The organism is Gordonia sp. LMA167 (genome assembly GCF_058130025.1).
On the sequence record NZ_CM176708.1, the window covers coordinates 4,453,395 to 4,468,279 of the forward strand.

The 14,885-nt window shown below is 67.9% G+C and carries 12 protein-coding genes; 9 read left to right on the forward strand and 3 right to left on the reverse strand.

All coding sequences use genetic code 11. From position 1 onward, the window contains the following. Positions 1-121: 121 nt before the first annotated feature. Complete coding sequence (locus tag ACVT6V_RS20280; protein WP_489895913.1) at positions 122-1,639, forward strand: hypothetical protein; 1,518 nt, start codon at positions 122-124, stop codon at positions 1,637-1,639. Here the strand turns inward: ACVT6V_RS20280 and ACVT6V_RS20285 are convergent. Beyond that, a complete protein-coding gene (locus ACVT6V_RS20285) occupies positions 1,633-2,817 on the reverse strand; it encodes a hypothetical protein (RefSeq protein WP_489895914.1) in 1,185 nt (394 codons plus the stop codon). The two genes, ACVT6V_RS20280 and ACVT6V_RS20285, sit on opposite strands and share 7 nt — an antisense overlap. A gap of 41 nt (positions 2,818-2,858) precedes the next feature. Between ACVT6V_RS20285 and ACVT6V_RS20290 the strand changes: the two genes are divergently transcribed. From ACVT6V_RS20290 to ACVT6V_RS20310, 5 genes are all read left to right on the forward strand, one after another. Then, positions 2,859-3,458, forward strand: a complete 600-nt coding sequence (locus ACVT6V_RS20290) for an META domain-containing protein (RefSeq protein WP_489895915.1) — start codon at positions 2,859-2,861, stop codon at positions 3,456-3,458. Positions 3,459-3,488: 30 nt separating this feature from the next. Continuing rightward, entirely contained in the window at positions 3,489-4,481 is a 993-nt protein-coding gene (locus ACVT6V_RS20295; RefSeq protein WP_489895916.1) for a malate dehydrogenase, read from the forward strand. 26 nt (positions 4,482-4,507) lie between these two features. Further along, on the forward strand, positions 4,508-5,344 hold the full coding sequence (ppk2, locus tag ACVT6V_RS20300) for a polyphosphate kinase 2 (protein WP_489895917.1): 837 nt from the start codon (positions 4,508-4,510) through the stop codon (positions 5,342-5,344). Positions 5,345-5,387: 43 nt separating this feature from the next. After that, positions 5,388-6,635 (forward strand): polysaccharide pyruvyl transferase family protein, encoded by a 1,248-nt coding sequence (locus ACVT6V_RS20305; protein WP_489895918.1) that lies wholly within the window; start codon positions 5,388-5,390, stop codon positions 6,633-6,635. Between the two features lie 580 nt (positions 6,636-7,215). Then, positions 7,216-7,512: a DUF503 domain-containing protein gene (locus ACVT6V_RS20310; protein WP_489895919.1), complete on the forward strand. Its 297-nt coding sequence runs from the start codon at positions 7,216-7,218 to the stop codon at positions 7,510-7,512. A 4-nt stretch (positions 7,513-7,516) separates the two neighbouring features. On the opposite strand, the gene ACVT6V_RS20315 is transcribed toward ACVT6V_RS20310, so the two are convergent. Further along, positions 7,517-8,083: a mismatch-specific DNA-glycosylase gene (locus ACVT6V_RS20315; RefSeq protein ID WP_489895920.1), complete on the reverse strand. Its 567-nt coding sequence runs from the start codon at positions 8,081-8,083 to the stop codon at positions 7,517-7,519. A gap of 113 nt (positions 8,084-8,196) precedes the next feature. On the opposite strand from ACVT6V_RS20315, the gene ACVT6V_RS20320 reads away from it, so the two are divergent. From ACVT6V_RS20320 to ACVT6V_RS20330, 3 genes are all read left to right on the forward strand, one after another. Continuing rightward, a complete protein-coding gene (locus tag ACVT6V_RS20320; RefSeq protein ID WP_489895921.1) occupies positions 8,197-11,397 on the forward strand; it encodes an ATP-binding protein in 3,201 nt (1,066 codons plus the stop codon). Between the two features lie 154 nt (positions 11,398-11,551). Next, complete coding sequence (locus ACVT6V_RS20325; RefSeq protein ID WP_489895922.1) at positions 11,552-12,985, forward strand: FAD-binding oxidoreductase; 1,434 nt, start codon at positions 11,552-11,554, stop codon at positions 12,983-12,985. Positions 12,986-13,165: 180 nt separating this feature from the next. Then, positions 13,166-13,576 carry a PIN domain-containing protein gene (locus ACVT6V_RS20330; RefSeq protein ID WP_489895923.1) on the forward strand — a complete coding sequence of 137 codons (411 nt, stop codon included), beginning with the start codon at positions 13,166-13,168 and terminating at the stop codon, positions 13,574-13,576. Between the two features lie 243 nt (positions 13,577-13,819). On the opposite strand, the gene ACVT6V_RS20335 is transcribed toward ACVT6V_RS20330, so the two are convergent. Next, positions 13,820-14,884: a fatty acid desaturase family protein gene (locus ACVT6V_RS20335; RefSeq protein WP_489895924.1), complete on the reverse strand. Its 1,065-nt coding sequence runs from the start codon at positions 14,882-14,884 to the stop codon at positions 13,820-13,822. Between the last annotated feature and the right edge of the window lies 1 nt (position 14,885).

Below are 14,885 nucleotides of genomic sequence, written 5' to 3' on the forward strand. Positions count from 1 at the left end.
CCGCGCGAACCACCCGGCCGGACCGAAGATCGCCGCGAGCACGACCATCCGCGGCCAGGTGCTCCTATGATCACCTCGACTGCTGTGAGCGACGACGGTCCCACCCGGGGAGGACACCAGGATGAGCTCGACCGGCGTGCGTGTTCTCCGAGCCGGGGTGTCCGGCTGCCTGATCGCCGTCGGTATCGGCGTGGGTGCATTCAATCCGTGGTGGGTGGCCCTGGCCATCGGTGTACCCGCGGTCTTTGTCGGCATGGCCCTCATGCCGCGCCCGTCACGGATCTCCGAGCTGTCCGAGTTCCGCCGGGGCACGTCGAACCGGGCGGTCCCCATCGAGGTGAACGCGATCACGCGGAGCAGCCTCACCGCCTCGGACCTACAACCGACGATGCTCACCGCGACCCTGCGGCCACCCGATGACACCGCATATGACGCACGCTGGATCACCGCCATGAGCCGGGGCCATTTCCAGAGCCTCGTCGAGCGGCCGTTCGGTACGGTCCCGCCCGACGCGCTCCCGCCGCGAGAGACGAGCGAGGTCCCGGAGTTCGGTGACCAGCCGGGGCGTCGGGCCCTGCTCTATCCCGCCGTCACGATCGCGACTGCGGGCGCCGTGCTGTTCGGCGTTCCCGGCACGGTGTGGGACGTCGACCTCTCGATGCCGTCGATGACCGGCGGCGTCGCAGATACCCCGACGTCCGATCGCATCGTCAAGGACCTCACGGGTCGCCTGCAGGACGTGCTCGGGCAGATCTCCGAGCTCGGATCGTCGGCATCGGACAACATCCTCGGCATCTCGCTCGGTGCCGATCAGACATCGCGCGCCGAGGTCTATGACCCGACCACGGGGCAGTCGGTCAACCTGTGGAAGTACGGCGATCGCGGGTGGCAGGAGCCACAACGCACCGAGACCACAAAACGTCGGCCGGACACCTTCCGCGCCGCCGAGATCGCGACCACCGACATCTCCGCGATGGCGTCCACGATGCAATCGCGGGTGGCCGCCGAGGGCGAGGATCTGGCGCCGGCGGGATTCACCGTCGGTCGGCCGGTGCGTGGTCAACCCGTTCTCCTGGTCGGCGGATTCGGAGAGCACGGCATCACCGACGTCGAGATACAGGGCCGCGCCGACGGCACGGTCGCAGCATTCTTCGATCCCGGCGACTTCGACGCCTCGTTCGGCCTGGCCCGCGCCGCACTGACCGACGCGGGGCTCTCGACAGATCAGAAGATCCTGCGCCGCTTCGAGATCCGCGGGACCGCGAACAACACCCCGACGATGTATGCAGGGCAGATCCAGAACAGTGGCGGAGTCCTGATGGAGTTCAGCGACGACAGACGATACGGCACGCTCACGGTCGTACCCGGAGCCTTCCCGGAGTTCTCGACCTATGCGGGTACCGGCGGCGCGGGGTCGTTCTCCTTCGAGGACGTGTCGCCGGAGGTGTTCGCTTCGGTACGTCGCGACGCCATGGCGCGAGGCGTCGTCGAACGTTTCGATGCCGACGCGGTGGACATCCAGATGTCGTCGATCTTCCAACCCGACGGACAGCCGGTCATCCAGGTGGAGTTGGCCCGAGAATCAGCGTCTGCGGGGACGTATTCGCCGGATGGCCGATTCCTCGAAGAGGGCTACTGACCCGGTCCCGCGTCGATCGCACGTCGAGTCGCCGCGGCCAGCTCGGCGATCGCCGGTTCGGGCGGGTGCAGGGTGCCGCGATCGGTGAGTGTGGTGACGATGTCGTGCACCTTCGTGTAGTAGGTCACCTGCTCGGCAGGCGTGGCGCCGCTACGGGCGTGGTCGTACAGCTTCAGTGCGCGGCGTAGGTCGTCCCGATCCTCGGACGCGAGGTAGCCCGTCCCCAGCCGACGGCCGTTCGTCTCACACGCGATCCACGCCCGGCGCAAGGTGTTCACCGCTTGCTGATAGGCGTCGGCACGCGCCCGATCGCCCGGGTAGCGCTCGGTTCGCAGCGCGGTCGCCTCGTCGAGCGCGAGGTGGAAGTCCTGCACGGACGTCAACGTGACGTCGGTGACCGCGGGGAATTGCAGCAGCATCTGTGGCGCCATCTCATAGGTCCCGTAGTCACGCAGCACCCCGTCGTGTCGACGAGTCGCGTCCTCCCACAGTCGTTCGGCCGCTTCGTCGCTGCCGGCGTCCGCCACGCGCGGTGTGGTCGATCGAGCCGGACCCGGTTCACCGGGAACAGCAGTCGATGTCGTGTCGACGAGCGGTTCCGTCCTCGGAGGATGCTGTGCCGGAGGGTGCTGTGCCGGAGGGTGGTGTGCAGGAACCTGCCTGCGCAGTCGGGCGATCACCTCGATCGCGGCCGGATCGCTCTCCACGACCCCGATCCGCCATCGGGAGATCTCCTCGTGGCCATCGCCGGTGGAGTGCGCGAACTCCAGGGTCAGTGTCCGACGCCCGGTGATGGTGAGGTCTTCGACCACCGTCCCGGCCGCCCCGGTCGTCTCCGCCATCGACCCGAGCGACACCGAATGCAATTCGGCCAGCGGACGACTGACGATGCCGCGCACCTCGTCGCCGAGATACACCGAGTCGGAATCCACCGCGAGCACGACCGCTCCCCGCGGACTCAGGTGTCCGACCGCGGCCGCCGCCAACGACAGCACCAGCAGACCCGCGACCGCTCCCGCGGTCGTGTGCCCGTCGACTCCGACCGCATTGAGGACGACGAGTGCGAGCAACCCGGACGCGGTGCATACCCCGGCCACCTGTGCCGCCATCAGGTGGCGTCGGCGCAGATACTCGGTCCGGCAGGTCACCGCGACCGCGGACACGTTCGATTGCGTCATCGTTCATCGCCTGTTCGGTCGGTTCGGCTACCGTAGGCTGCATGGCTTCCATCGGCGAGGGAACAGCCACGAACCGGAACGATCATCGCATCCCACAACGGCCGGCGGCGATCGGAACAGGCACCCGTCCGCGGAGCACCACGGCCGCGGCCGGTGCGTCGCTGCTCGGTGCGATCGTCAGCGCGATCGTCATGGTGCTCGCCATCGGGACCGGAACCGCGGCGGCGCTTCCCGCGCCCCGTCCGCCCGCGCCCATCAGACCCGCGCCGGCACCACCCGTCCTCCCCGATGACCCGTACTCCCTGTTCGTCGGCCGCAGCTACGCATCGGTGGCCGACATCGGCGGCGCCATCCCCGGCGGCGGGCCGATGCGTATCGTGTTCGGACCGGGCCATCGCGTCGGCCTCTATGCCGGGTGCAATCGCCACGTCGGCACCGCTACGATCACCGGCGACCAGATGCGCATCGGCCCGCTCGCATCGACGAGGATGGCGTGCCCGCCGCCGCGATCGGAGTCCGACCGCTGGCTCGCCTCATTCACCTCTGTGCCCCTGACCTGGCATGTGCTGGGGCCGGTGCTGACGCTGTCGAGCCCGATCCAGACCGTGCTGCTCACCGAGACCACCGTGCGCACCGGCTGACGACCCGGACGCAACCGTCGAAAGGATCCGATGTCCTCGATCACTCCCGCCGTGGTGACCGTCACCGGCGCAGCCGGCCACATCGGCTATGCGGCACTGTTCCGGATCGCGGCAGGCGCGATGCTCGGCCACGACCAGCCTGTCCGATTGCGATTGCTCGAACTGCCTCACGCGGTATCGGCTGCCGTCGGCACCGCGATGGAACTCGACGACGGAGCGTACGAACAGCTGTCCTCGGTGGACATCTACGATGATCCGCGCGCAGCGTTCGACGGCACCGACTTCGCGTTGCTGGTCGGGGCGCAGCCGCGCAGCAAGGGAATGGAACGTGCGGACCTGCTGCAGGCCAATGCGGCCATCTTCGCCGAGCAGGGTGCAACCCTCAACGAGGTTGCCGCAGAGGATCTCCGGGTCATCGTGGTGGGTAACCCGGCCAACACCAACGCTGCGATCGCTGCTGCACACGCACCCGACATCCCGTCGGAACGATTCACCGCATTGACCCGCCTCGATCACAACCGGGCGATCGCGCAGCTCTCCCATCGGGCACACTGCGCTGCCCGCGAGATCAGTCGGGTCTCGGTGTGGGGCAACCACTCCCCGACCCAGTATCCCGACATCTTCCATGCCCGTGTGGCCGGGCGCAGCGGCGCCGAACTCGCCGAGGACCGCGCCTGGCTGGAAGACGACTTCATCCCGACGGTTGCGAAACGTGGGACCGCGATCATCGAGACCCGCGGCGCGTCGTCGGCGGCGTCGGCGGCCAGCGCGACCATCGACCACGTTCATGACTGGGTCCTCGGCACGCCCGACGGCGACTGGACGTCGGCCGCTCTCCCATCGCCGGGCAGCTACGGTGTGCCCGAGGGACTCGTCTGCTCGTTCCCGGTGCGTTCGGTGAACGGTCGCTGGGAGATCGTGGAGGGGCTCGACATCAACGAGTTCTCCCGGGCACGGATCGACGCGTCCGTGGCCGAACTGGCCGACGAGATCGCGGCGGTGGGCGACCTCCTCCCCGCCTGAGGGTTCAGAACGTAAGCTCTGTCCTCATGGCGAAGAAGTCGCACGGTGACAAGAGTCCCAAGAAGATCTCCGGCAAGGTCTACGACGCCGAGATCTTCCGACTGCAGACCGAGTTGGTGAAGCTGCAGGAATGGGTGCGCACCACGGGTTCCCGTGTGGTGGTGATCTTCGAGGGACGCGACGCCGCGGGCAAGGGCGGGACGATCAAGCGGATCAGCGAGTATCTCAGTCCGCGCGTCACCCGCGTGGCCGCGCTGCCCGCGCCCACCGATCGTGAGCGTGGACAGTGGTACTACCAGCGCTATGTGGCGCACCTGCCGGCACCGGGCGAGATCGTCCTGTTCGACAGGTCCTGGTACAACCGTGCCGGTGTCGAGAAGGTGATGGGTTTCTGCACCCCCGAGGAACACACCCGCTTTCTGCGTCAGACCCCGATCTTCGAGCAGATGCTCATCGACGACGGAATCCTGTTGCGCAAGTACTGGTTCTCGGTCTCTGACGAGGAACAGCTCAAACGGTTCCGCTCACGCCTGAACGATCCGGTGCGCCAGTGGAAACTCAGCCCGATGGACCTCGAGGCCGTCTACCGCTGGGAGGACTACTCGCGAGCCAAGGACGAGATGATGGTCCACACCGACACAGCGCTGAGTCCGTGGTTCGTCGTCGAGTCGGACGTGAAGAAGCACGCGCGACTGAACATGATCGCTCATCTCCTGTCCACCATCGAATACGAAGACGTTCCGAGGAACAAGGTCGATCTACCCAAGAAACCGATCGACTCGGGCAACTACCGACGACCTCCTCGGTCCCTGTCCAAGTACGTCCCGGATCACGTCGCCACACTCCTCGGCAGCGATCACTGACGACGGCGTCGGCCCACCCGCCGAAGTGGGTAACATCCCGTGGGTGCCTGCGCCCGGTCTGCCCGCCAACGCCATCGCCCGTATCCGCAAACGACTGAGTTCACGGGAGATCATCTACCTCATCGGCCCGTCAGGGTTTCCGAACTACGGTGACGAGGTGATCGCCAGGGCATGGCTGCGGCACCTGGCCCGCGCCCGCCCACGCGCGATGGTGGTCCTCGACTGCCACAGTCCGGGCCAGGCGTCATTGCTGCTCCGGGGCATTCACCCCGGCGCCGTATTCGTCGACACGTTGTGGCAGCTGACCAACTACGCGGCCGACCGTACCCGCACCGACGGTCCGGACCCGGACATCCCGTGGACCTGGGTCGCCGAGGCGGCGACCCGCTTCGGCCCCGCACCGCGACTCGCCGAAGGAGTCGACGTCTTCCGGCGCGCCTCGTCGGTGCATCTCCTGGGTGGCGGATACCTCAATCAGGTCTGGCCACACCATGTCTCGCTGGTGGCTGCCGCGGCCGAACTGGTCCGCACCAGCGGTGCCGTCGCATACGCCACCGGTCAGGGGCTGCTCCCCCGTTTGGACGGACCGGGATGGTCGGTCCTTCGTGACGCGGCCGACGTGTTCACCGTGTTCGACGTGCGCGACGCCGCCTCAGCCGATGCTCTCGACGGCGCGACGGCCCGGCGGCGGACCGGCGACGACGCCTGGCTGGCGGTGGATGAACTGACTGCCCCGCCGTCCCGGGACATGGGATCTCCACGAGACGGCGTGACATTGTGCCTGCAGTCCGACCTGACCGAGGAGTTCGCCGCGAACGGGACCACGGGGCTCGACGCTCTCACCCGCTTCGTCCACGACACCCTCGACGCGTGGCAGGTCCCGGGCGAGGCCGTGACGGTCGTCGAGGGAATTCCTGGGCGAGACCTGGAGATCCCGACCCGGTTGGCCGACCGTCTGCAGGGGTCCACCCGGATACCGTTCCTCGATGTGTGGCGTTCCGGGCTACCGGTAGGGCGGGGCGACACCTGGATCAGCACGCGTTTCCATCCACATCTGATCGCCGCCGCCGCCGGTGACTCGGGCGTGGCCATCATCGGCCGCCCCGATTACTACGCCACCAAGCACCATTCGCTCACGGCGTCCGGTTCACGCTGGACCGTCGTCGACGATCCTGATCAGATCCCGCAACGCCCCACCGCCGGCGGCTTCTCACCACAGGACCGGGCCCGCGCCGTCGCCGCCAAGAAGGATCTGGCGCATCTGCTCTATCCACGTCGACTGACTCGTTGACGGCGTACTCACCCGGCCCCAGACAAGCCACATCAGGACAAACCACACGTCACCACCCGGCCCCTGAGGAGCCTCGCGAGGAACGAGCGACGCGTCCCACCCGATCCCCGAGGAGCCTCGCGAGGAACAAGCGACGCGTCACGAAGGGCGCCCTTCGTGACGGCCCTCCGCTAGCGCTCCGGGCCTCCTCAGGGATCGGGGGTCGCCCCAGCGAACGGGGTCGCCCCAGCGAACGGGGTCGCCCCAGCGAACGGGGTCGCCCCAGGGATCGGGGTCGCCCCAGCGAACGGGGTCGCCCAGCGAACGGGGCCTCCCCAGCGAACGGGGTCGCCCAGCGAACGGGGTCGCCCCAGCGAACGGGGTCGCCCAGCGAACGGGGTCGCCCCAGGGATCGGGGGTCGCCCAGCGAACGGGGTCGCCCCAGCGAACGGGGTCGCCCCAGCGAACGGGGTCGCCCCAGCGAACGGGGCCTCCCCAGCGAACGGGGCCTCCCCAGGGATCGGGGGTCGCCCCAACGGCCCGGACCACAAGTGGAGCTGTTCCTGTCCCACAGCGGCCGGCCGATACAATCGGCACCACGATGTGGATCGGTTTCGCAGAACTCGACTACCTGCTCGGCGATGTGCATTCGCTGAAGCACAAGCGGTCCGTCGTCCGGCCGATCGTCGCCGAGGTTCGGCGACGGTTCGCTGTCTCGACCGCCGAGGTCGGCTTTCTCGACGTACACCGGCGCACGGTGATCGGGGTCGGCGTGGTGGCCGCCGACCGGGCGCATGTCATCGACGTTCTCGACGCGGTCGAGCGTTTCGCCGGTGGCCGTCCGGAGGTGGAGCTGCTCTCCGTGCGTCGTCGAATCATCTCGTCGACCGACATGTGACAGCTCACCCCAGAACTCCGGCAGCCCGCGCCGCCCGCGCATAGGCCGCGGCGAGCGATTCGACGGTTTCGTGTGCGTTGAGGCCACTGGGGTTGGGCACCACCCACACCGCGGCACCGTGCCACTCTTCGGACTGAGGTCCGACGACGGCGCGAGGTAGGTCGAACGCCGAGCGATAGGCCGTGATCCCAGCGATCGCCACCACCCGAGGCGCGACGCGTTCGACCGTCTCGCGAAGCCGCCGACCGCCGGTACGCAGTTCGTCGGCCGACAGTTCAGCGGCAGTCGCCGTTGCCCGCGCCACCACGTTCGTGATGCCGATACCACGGCTGCACAACAGGTCCCGGTCCTCGTCGGACATGCCGTCGGACGCGTCGATAAGCCGGTCGACGATGCCCGATCGGTACAGAGCCGGATAGAACCGGTTGCCCGGCCGTGCGAAGTGCGCCCCGACCGCCGCCGTCCAGAGACCGGGATTGATGCCGACGAACAGCAACCGACAGTCGTCGCCGATCAGATCGGCCACCTCGACGCCGCGGTACGACAGGAGTTGCTCGCGGGTGAAACCCATCACGAACCGCCGTCGACGTCGCAGACGGTACTCGCATCGGCGGAGGCGAACATGTCGTCAGGCTACGCGTCCGATCCGGGGCGACCCAGGACGATCCGGACTAAACTCTCGCTGTGGCTCGGCTCGCGTACACCGTCCTGGGCGGCCTCGGCGCGCAGATCGATTCCGAGACCGTCGAACTCGGCACGCGCAAGCAACGCGCGGTCCTCGCGCAGCTGATCCTCGCCGACGGTGATCCGGTCAGCGTTGGCCGACTGATCGACGGCATCTGGGGTTCGAGCGCACCCGACCGGGCCGAGGTCTCCGTGCAGGCCTACATCTCCGGCCTCCGCAAGGCTCTGGAGCCCGACCGCAAACCACGGAGCCCGTCGATGGTCCTCGTCACCCGTGGGGCCGGCTACGCGCTGGTCGCCGACGTGGCGCAGGTGGACGTACGACGACTCGTCGGTGCGATCGCCGACGCGCACGATCTCCATCGGAGCGGCGGCGCAGACGCGGCAGCGAGAACCCTGCAGACCGCGCTCGCGACCTATCGGCCCCTGCTGCCGGAGTTCGAGGGTCTGGCATTCCGGGACGAAGCCGCAGCGCATCTGGATCGCACCATCACCGAGGCGAGGGAGTTCTCCTTCGAGGTCCGGCTGGAGCTGGGCGAGCACCGGGCCCTCGTCACCGAACTCGAGGAAGCGGTGCGTCGGTCGCCGCTGGACGAGGGTCTCTGGGTTCTGCTGGCAACGGCACGGTATCGTCTCGGTCGCCAATCGGACGCCCTCGCCGCGATCGCCGACGCGCGCCGGATTCTCGCCGATGAGATCGGCGTGGATCCCGGACCACGACTGCGCGCGGTGGAACGCGACATCCTCGACCATTCCCCGACGCTCGAGACACCACATCGCCCGGGCGCCGCGTCTGTCGGCCGGCCCTCTCCCGCAGTCGATCAGGCATCACCAACGCCCCGAGCTCGAGAAATCCGAGTCCCCGAGACCAACGCCGCGACCGATGAGAAGCACACCCCGACGCTGATCGGCAGAACAGACGAGCTGGCCGTACTGCACCGTGCTGTGCTCGCGTCCCTGCACGGCCCTGGCGGGATCGTCATCGTCGAAGGTGACCCGGGCGCCGGAAAGACGGCACTGCTCGACGAGGCCACACGACGCGCGGCAGCCGCCGCGGATCTCACCGTCCTCTGGGGACGCTGCGTCGAAGATGCTGCCGCGCCGTCGATGTGGCCGTGGGTTCAGGTGCTCGGATCGGTGCTACCGGAGATACATCCCGATCATCGCTCGGACCTGCTCGACAACGACCTGGGCCGCATGGTCACCCAGGGCACCACCGTCATTCCTCCCCCGCGCGAGATGCCCGACTCCACCGCGCGATTCCGTTTCTACGACGAGGCCGCGAACCTCCTGGAAGGCGTCGCGGCAGCACAGCTGCTGGTCATCGTGCTCGATGACCTGCAGTGGGCGGACAGTGCGTCGCTGGAACTCCTCGTCCACATGGCAAGCCGTCGTGCTCCCGGTGTCACCTTCTTCGCCACGCTGCGTACACGGTCCCGTCGATCGGCCGTCACGAACACCCTCGCCGCCCTCGCCCGCCTTCCCGAACATCGACGCATCGAGGTGGGACCGCTGTCCGACGACGACATCGCCGAACTGGTCCGCCGGGAGACCCACGAGTGGCCTGCGGCGGGCACCACCGCCTCGATCGCCCGACGTACGCGTGGAAACGCCTTCTTCGTCCGTGAACTGGCCCGCATCCTGGCCGATCGTGGCAGCATCCCCGACAACTCGGTACCGGCGGGGGTACGCGATGTGGTCCGCGAGCGGCTTCGCCCACTCCCCGACGCCACGGTCGAGTTACTCGAGGTCGCCTCCCTGATCGGCAGTCGTGTGGACATCTCCCTGCTGGCCGGGGCAACCGGACGGCCGGTGGACGAGGTCCTCGAAACGCTCGAGCCCGCGGAGACCGCCGGACTGATCGGGACCGAGCGGGACGATCCGTTCGCCTTCGGCTTCGATCACGACCTCATCCGGGAGGCGATCCTCGGCCGCGTCCGGGCTGCCCGGGCGTACCGACTACACCTGGCGCTCGCCGACCAGTTCGAGGACTCGAGCACTGCCGCCGCGGCCACACAACGGGCCCGTCATCTCTGGGCGGCCGGCCCACTCGCCGATCGTGCCCGAACTGCCCGGGCCCTGCTCGATGCCGGCCGAATCGCACTGCGCAGCTACAGTTTCGACACCGCGGCCCGTCAATTGACCGATGCCTCGGGTCTCGCGAAAGCCATCGGAGAGCACGACATCGAGCTGCAGGCGATCCGTACTCTGCTGGCGAGCGACGTCGCACGCAACGGCTATTTCGCGGCCGATCGTGATCTGTTGCGGCGCGCCCGGGAACTCGGCGAGGCGACCGAGAACCAGGAGTTGCTCGCGCAGCTGGATTACGCACGCTTCGCCGCGCACTCACAGGTCGCCGAGATCCGCATGTCTCATCGCTACGCCGACGAATTGTCCGCGCGTGCAGAACCTTCCGAGAACCCTGTGGTCGTTCATCTCGGGATGCAGGCCGCCGGAATCGATTTGTTCGACCGCGGCCGGATCGGTGAGGCATCTCGACTGCTCGACCAGTACGCGCCACTCGGTGCCACGATCGAGGGGCTGCAGAACGACCAATTGATGATCGCCCGCGGCTTCCGGGCGCTCGCGGCGACCCTGCATACCGGGACAGCCGTCGGACGGGAACTCTTCGAACGGATCGACGCCGGGCCCGACGAGCCGATGTCGTACCTCGGTACCGCGATCTTCTCCGTCACCGCGGCCGCGATCGCAGGCGACGTCGGCTGGGCGCGCGAGGTGGGTGGACGACTGGTGTCCGATTCCGGCCACACCGCCCTGGAGTATCTGCGTCGCGGCGGCGAGCGGATCTACTGGTGGGCACGTGCACTGGCGGGATCTGCGGACGAAGCGCTCGAGAACATCGACCGGTTGGAGCACCCGGGAAATCCGCAGCGGACGGGTGTGGGACTGTGGTTTGCCCTGCACGCGGAGGCGATGATCGCGGCCGGCCGTCTCGATGCGGTCCCGGCGCTGCTCGAGAAGGCACACTCGTTCGCCGAGCGCACCGGGCAGCGGTACCCCGATGCTCATCGGCTGCTGGTCTGCGCCGAGTTCCAGCACGCCACCGAACAGCCCGGCGCAGTGGTTCTCGACACCCTGCGTGAGGCCAGGCGGGTCGCGGCCCGCCAGGAGGCGATGGCCGTCCATGCGCGGGTCGAGGCCTTCGCGATCGATCACGGCTATGCCCCCGACCTGCCCTGATCCGTCGGCCTGACCAACCCGCTCGCGACTTGGACCGCCCCTCCAAGTCGCTTCCAAGTAGCCCTCAAGCGTGGTCGACGAGAGTTCTTCACATCCGGGACAGCCGGAGAGAACGGACCCGCCGGAGACACCGGCCCACAGTGAGGAACCATCGATGACCATCCAATACACGCGCCCCGCCGAATCCGAGAACCCCGACCTGGCGGTACGTCCCGGCACCTCGGTGCTGGCCGAACTCGCCGACCGCATCGCCGGCGACGTCTTCGGACCGGGCGACCCCGGATACGACGCGGCACGTGCCGGATTCAATCTGCTCGCCGATCAGCGCCCGGCGGTGATCGCAGTCCCCGTCAACCATTTTGACGTCGTCGAGGCGGTTCGGTTCGCTGCCGAGGAGAACCTGCGGGTGGCCATCCAGGCAACCGGTCACGGCCCCGGTTCGTCGACCGCCGGTGCGCTGCTGATCAACACCTCGGCGATGACCGACGTCACCGTCGATCCGATCACACGCACCGCCACGGTCGGCGCCGGCGCGAAGTGGGCACCGGTGCTCGAGCAGGCCCAACGACACGGGCTGGCACCGCTTGTCGGATCGACCACCGATGTGGGCGTCGTCGGCTACACGCTCGGCGGCGGATTCGGCTGGCTCGGCCGCAAATACGGCCTCTCGTCGGACGCGGTCCGCTCCTTCGACCTGGTCACTCCCGACGGCAACCCGTTGCGGGTCAGCGCGACCAGCCATCCCGACATCTTCTGGGCACTGCGCGGCGGCGGCGCCGGCAGTCTGGGAGTCGTCACCGATGTCGTCATCGACCTCTTCCCGGTGAGCACGGTCTACGCCGGGAACCTGATCTACCCCGCCCAGTACGCGACGGAGATCCTGCAGCGATTCGCCCAGTGGGCCCCGGAGCAGTCCGAAGATCTGACCTCGGCGGTGACACTGATGAACTTCCCGCCGCTGGAGTTCGTGCCCGAACCCTTCCGCGGGAAGAGCTTCGTCATGGTGCGCGGCTGCTGGTCCGGGGACATCGCCACCGGCAAGGCGGTCATCGACGAGTGGCGGGAGTGGAAGGCACCAGAGCTCGACATGTGGGTCGAGATGCCGTTCGCGGCCGCCGATGCGATAAGCATGGACCCGACGGATCCGATGCCCGCGATGATCACCACCGAATGGATGAACGAGATCCCTGCTGCGGCGATCGACATCCTGACCTCGCGCGTTCTTCCGGCGGCAGGCGCCATGCCGCTGATCCTGTTCGCGGAGATCCGCCACGCGGGCGGCGCTGTGGCCCGGGGTGCTGCGGGGTCGCCGAATGACACCGGACGAGACGGAACGTTCCTGCTCGAGTTGGGCGCGGTGGTGCCCGATCCGCACGTCGGACTCGCCATCGAGTCGGCGATGCGGTTGACCCGAGAAGCGCTGGCGCCGTATGTGACCGGAGCCGCCTATCTGAACTTTCTGGAGGGAGAGGAGAAGACGGCCCGATCGGCGACCGCGTTCAGTGACACCAATCGCCGTCGACTGGCAGCCATCAAGGCCGCGCTCGACCCACAGAACCGCTTCTGCCACGGTGTCGCCTTCGGCTGAGCCGACCCGGATGATTTCGGCCCCGACCGCATGATGCGGCCGGGGCCGTCTCCTGTCCACAGTCCACCGCGAACACCCTCGGGCTCAGGTCTGCATCGGCGCATGACCCGGTGCCCGGTAGGCTCGCCCCGACAACACGAGGAGGACTCCGATGCAGTCAATCGACCGACGTCTGCGGCCGTGACACCCGACGCGAACCCACTCGTCGTGGTCGACGCGGCCAATGTCGTGGGCTCGGTACCGGATGGCTGGTGGCGCGATCGCAAAGGCGCCACCGAACGCCTCCGTGATCGTCTGGCAGGCCTCGTCGAAAATGGCCTGACCGCTATCGACGGTCCAGCCGACGTGGTCATGGTCGTCGAAGGACAGGCCCGAACGGTCGAGTCCACCGCGTCGGTCGCCACGATCGCCGCGACAGGGTCCGGTGACGACCGGATCGTCGAACTCGTCGCCGAACATCCCGGCCGGCGCCGGATCGTCGTCACCGCCGATCGAGAACTGCGTCGGCGGGTGGTCGCGCTCGGTGCCGAGGTACTCGGTCCGTCGACACTGACGCACGGAGCGAACCACCCGGGACCGAAAACGGACTAACGGGCTCGTCGATCCGGGTCACTCGAGGGTGCGGGGGCCCGGTCGGCGGGTCGCCACGTGAACCGGCGATCGAGTCCCGTCACCCGCACCTTCCCGGTGACCCGTAGCTTGCCGGTGACCCGGATTCTGCCCATCACACACCACCCTTCGTCCCTGTGCGGGACACGAGGCCTTGACGACGCCAGGTTACCCGGTGAGGTGGGCCCGCCGAAGCGGCGCGAATCCCGCTGTGCAGGATCGAGGTCAGCGGTACATCCGGACCAGCGGGCACGTGAACGGATCACGCTCGCCGAGACCGGCCTGATTCAGGTAAGCGATCACGATCCGATACGACCCGATCAACGAGGTCTCCGTGTACGACACGCCGTATCGGGCGCAGTGCGCACGCACCAGCGGTTGCACCTTCACGAGGTTCGGGCGGGGCATGCTCGGGAACAGGTGGTGCTCGATCTGGTAGTTCAGTCCACCCATCATGAAGTCGGTGAATCGCCCGCCCCGGATGTTGCGCGACATCAGCACCTGGCGGCGGAGGAAGTCGACGCGCATCCCCTTGGGCACCAGAGGCATTCCCTTGTGATTCGGAGCGAACGAACCGCCGAGGAGCAGACCGAACAACGCCAGGTGCACGACGATGAACACGGCCGCGATATGCACCGGCATGACCACCAGGGGCAGGATGAGCCCGAACAACAGCCGGGCCACGATCAGGGCGAGTTCGAGGAGGCGATGGGCCACGGGCGCTTTCCCTACCAGGCCTTGGACACTGGCGATGTGCAGAGCGACACCTTCGAGGGTCACCAGCGGGAAGAACAGCCATCCCTGACGCCGGGTGAACCATTTGTAGAATCCGGAGCGGTCGTTGGCATCGGCAGGAACGAATGCCAGCGGCCCCGGCGCGATATCGGGATCTTCGTCGATCATGTTGGGCGCCTTGTGATGCCGATTGTGCTTGGCGCGCCACCAATGGAGGGACAGGCCTGCGAAAGCGCCGGCCAGGATGCGCGCGGTCCACTCGTTGGCGGCCGACGAGGCGAACATCTGTCGGTGCGCTCCGTCGTGGCCGAGAAACCCGAATTGGGTACTGATCACGGCGAGGATCGCGGCGAGGCCGACCTGCCACCACGAGTCCCCGACCACCAGGACGCCGGCCCACACTGCCACGAACGCCGCGACCGTGACTGCGATCCGGCTGATGTAGAAACCGCGCCGGCGGTCGAGGAGACCGGACGCGCGAACCTCGGCGACGAGTTCGGAGTACGAACTGACGAATCGGTCGCGGACAAGCGTGGGACTGTTCTGGTCGGGCACG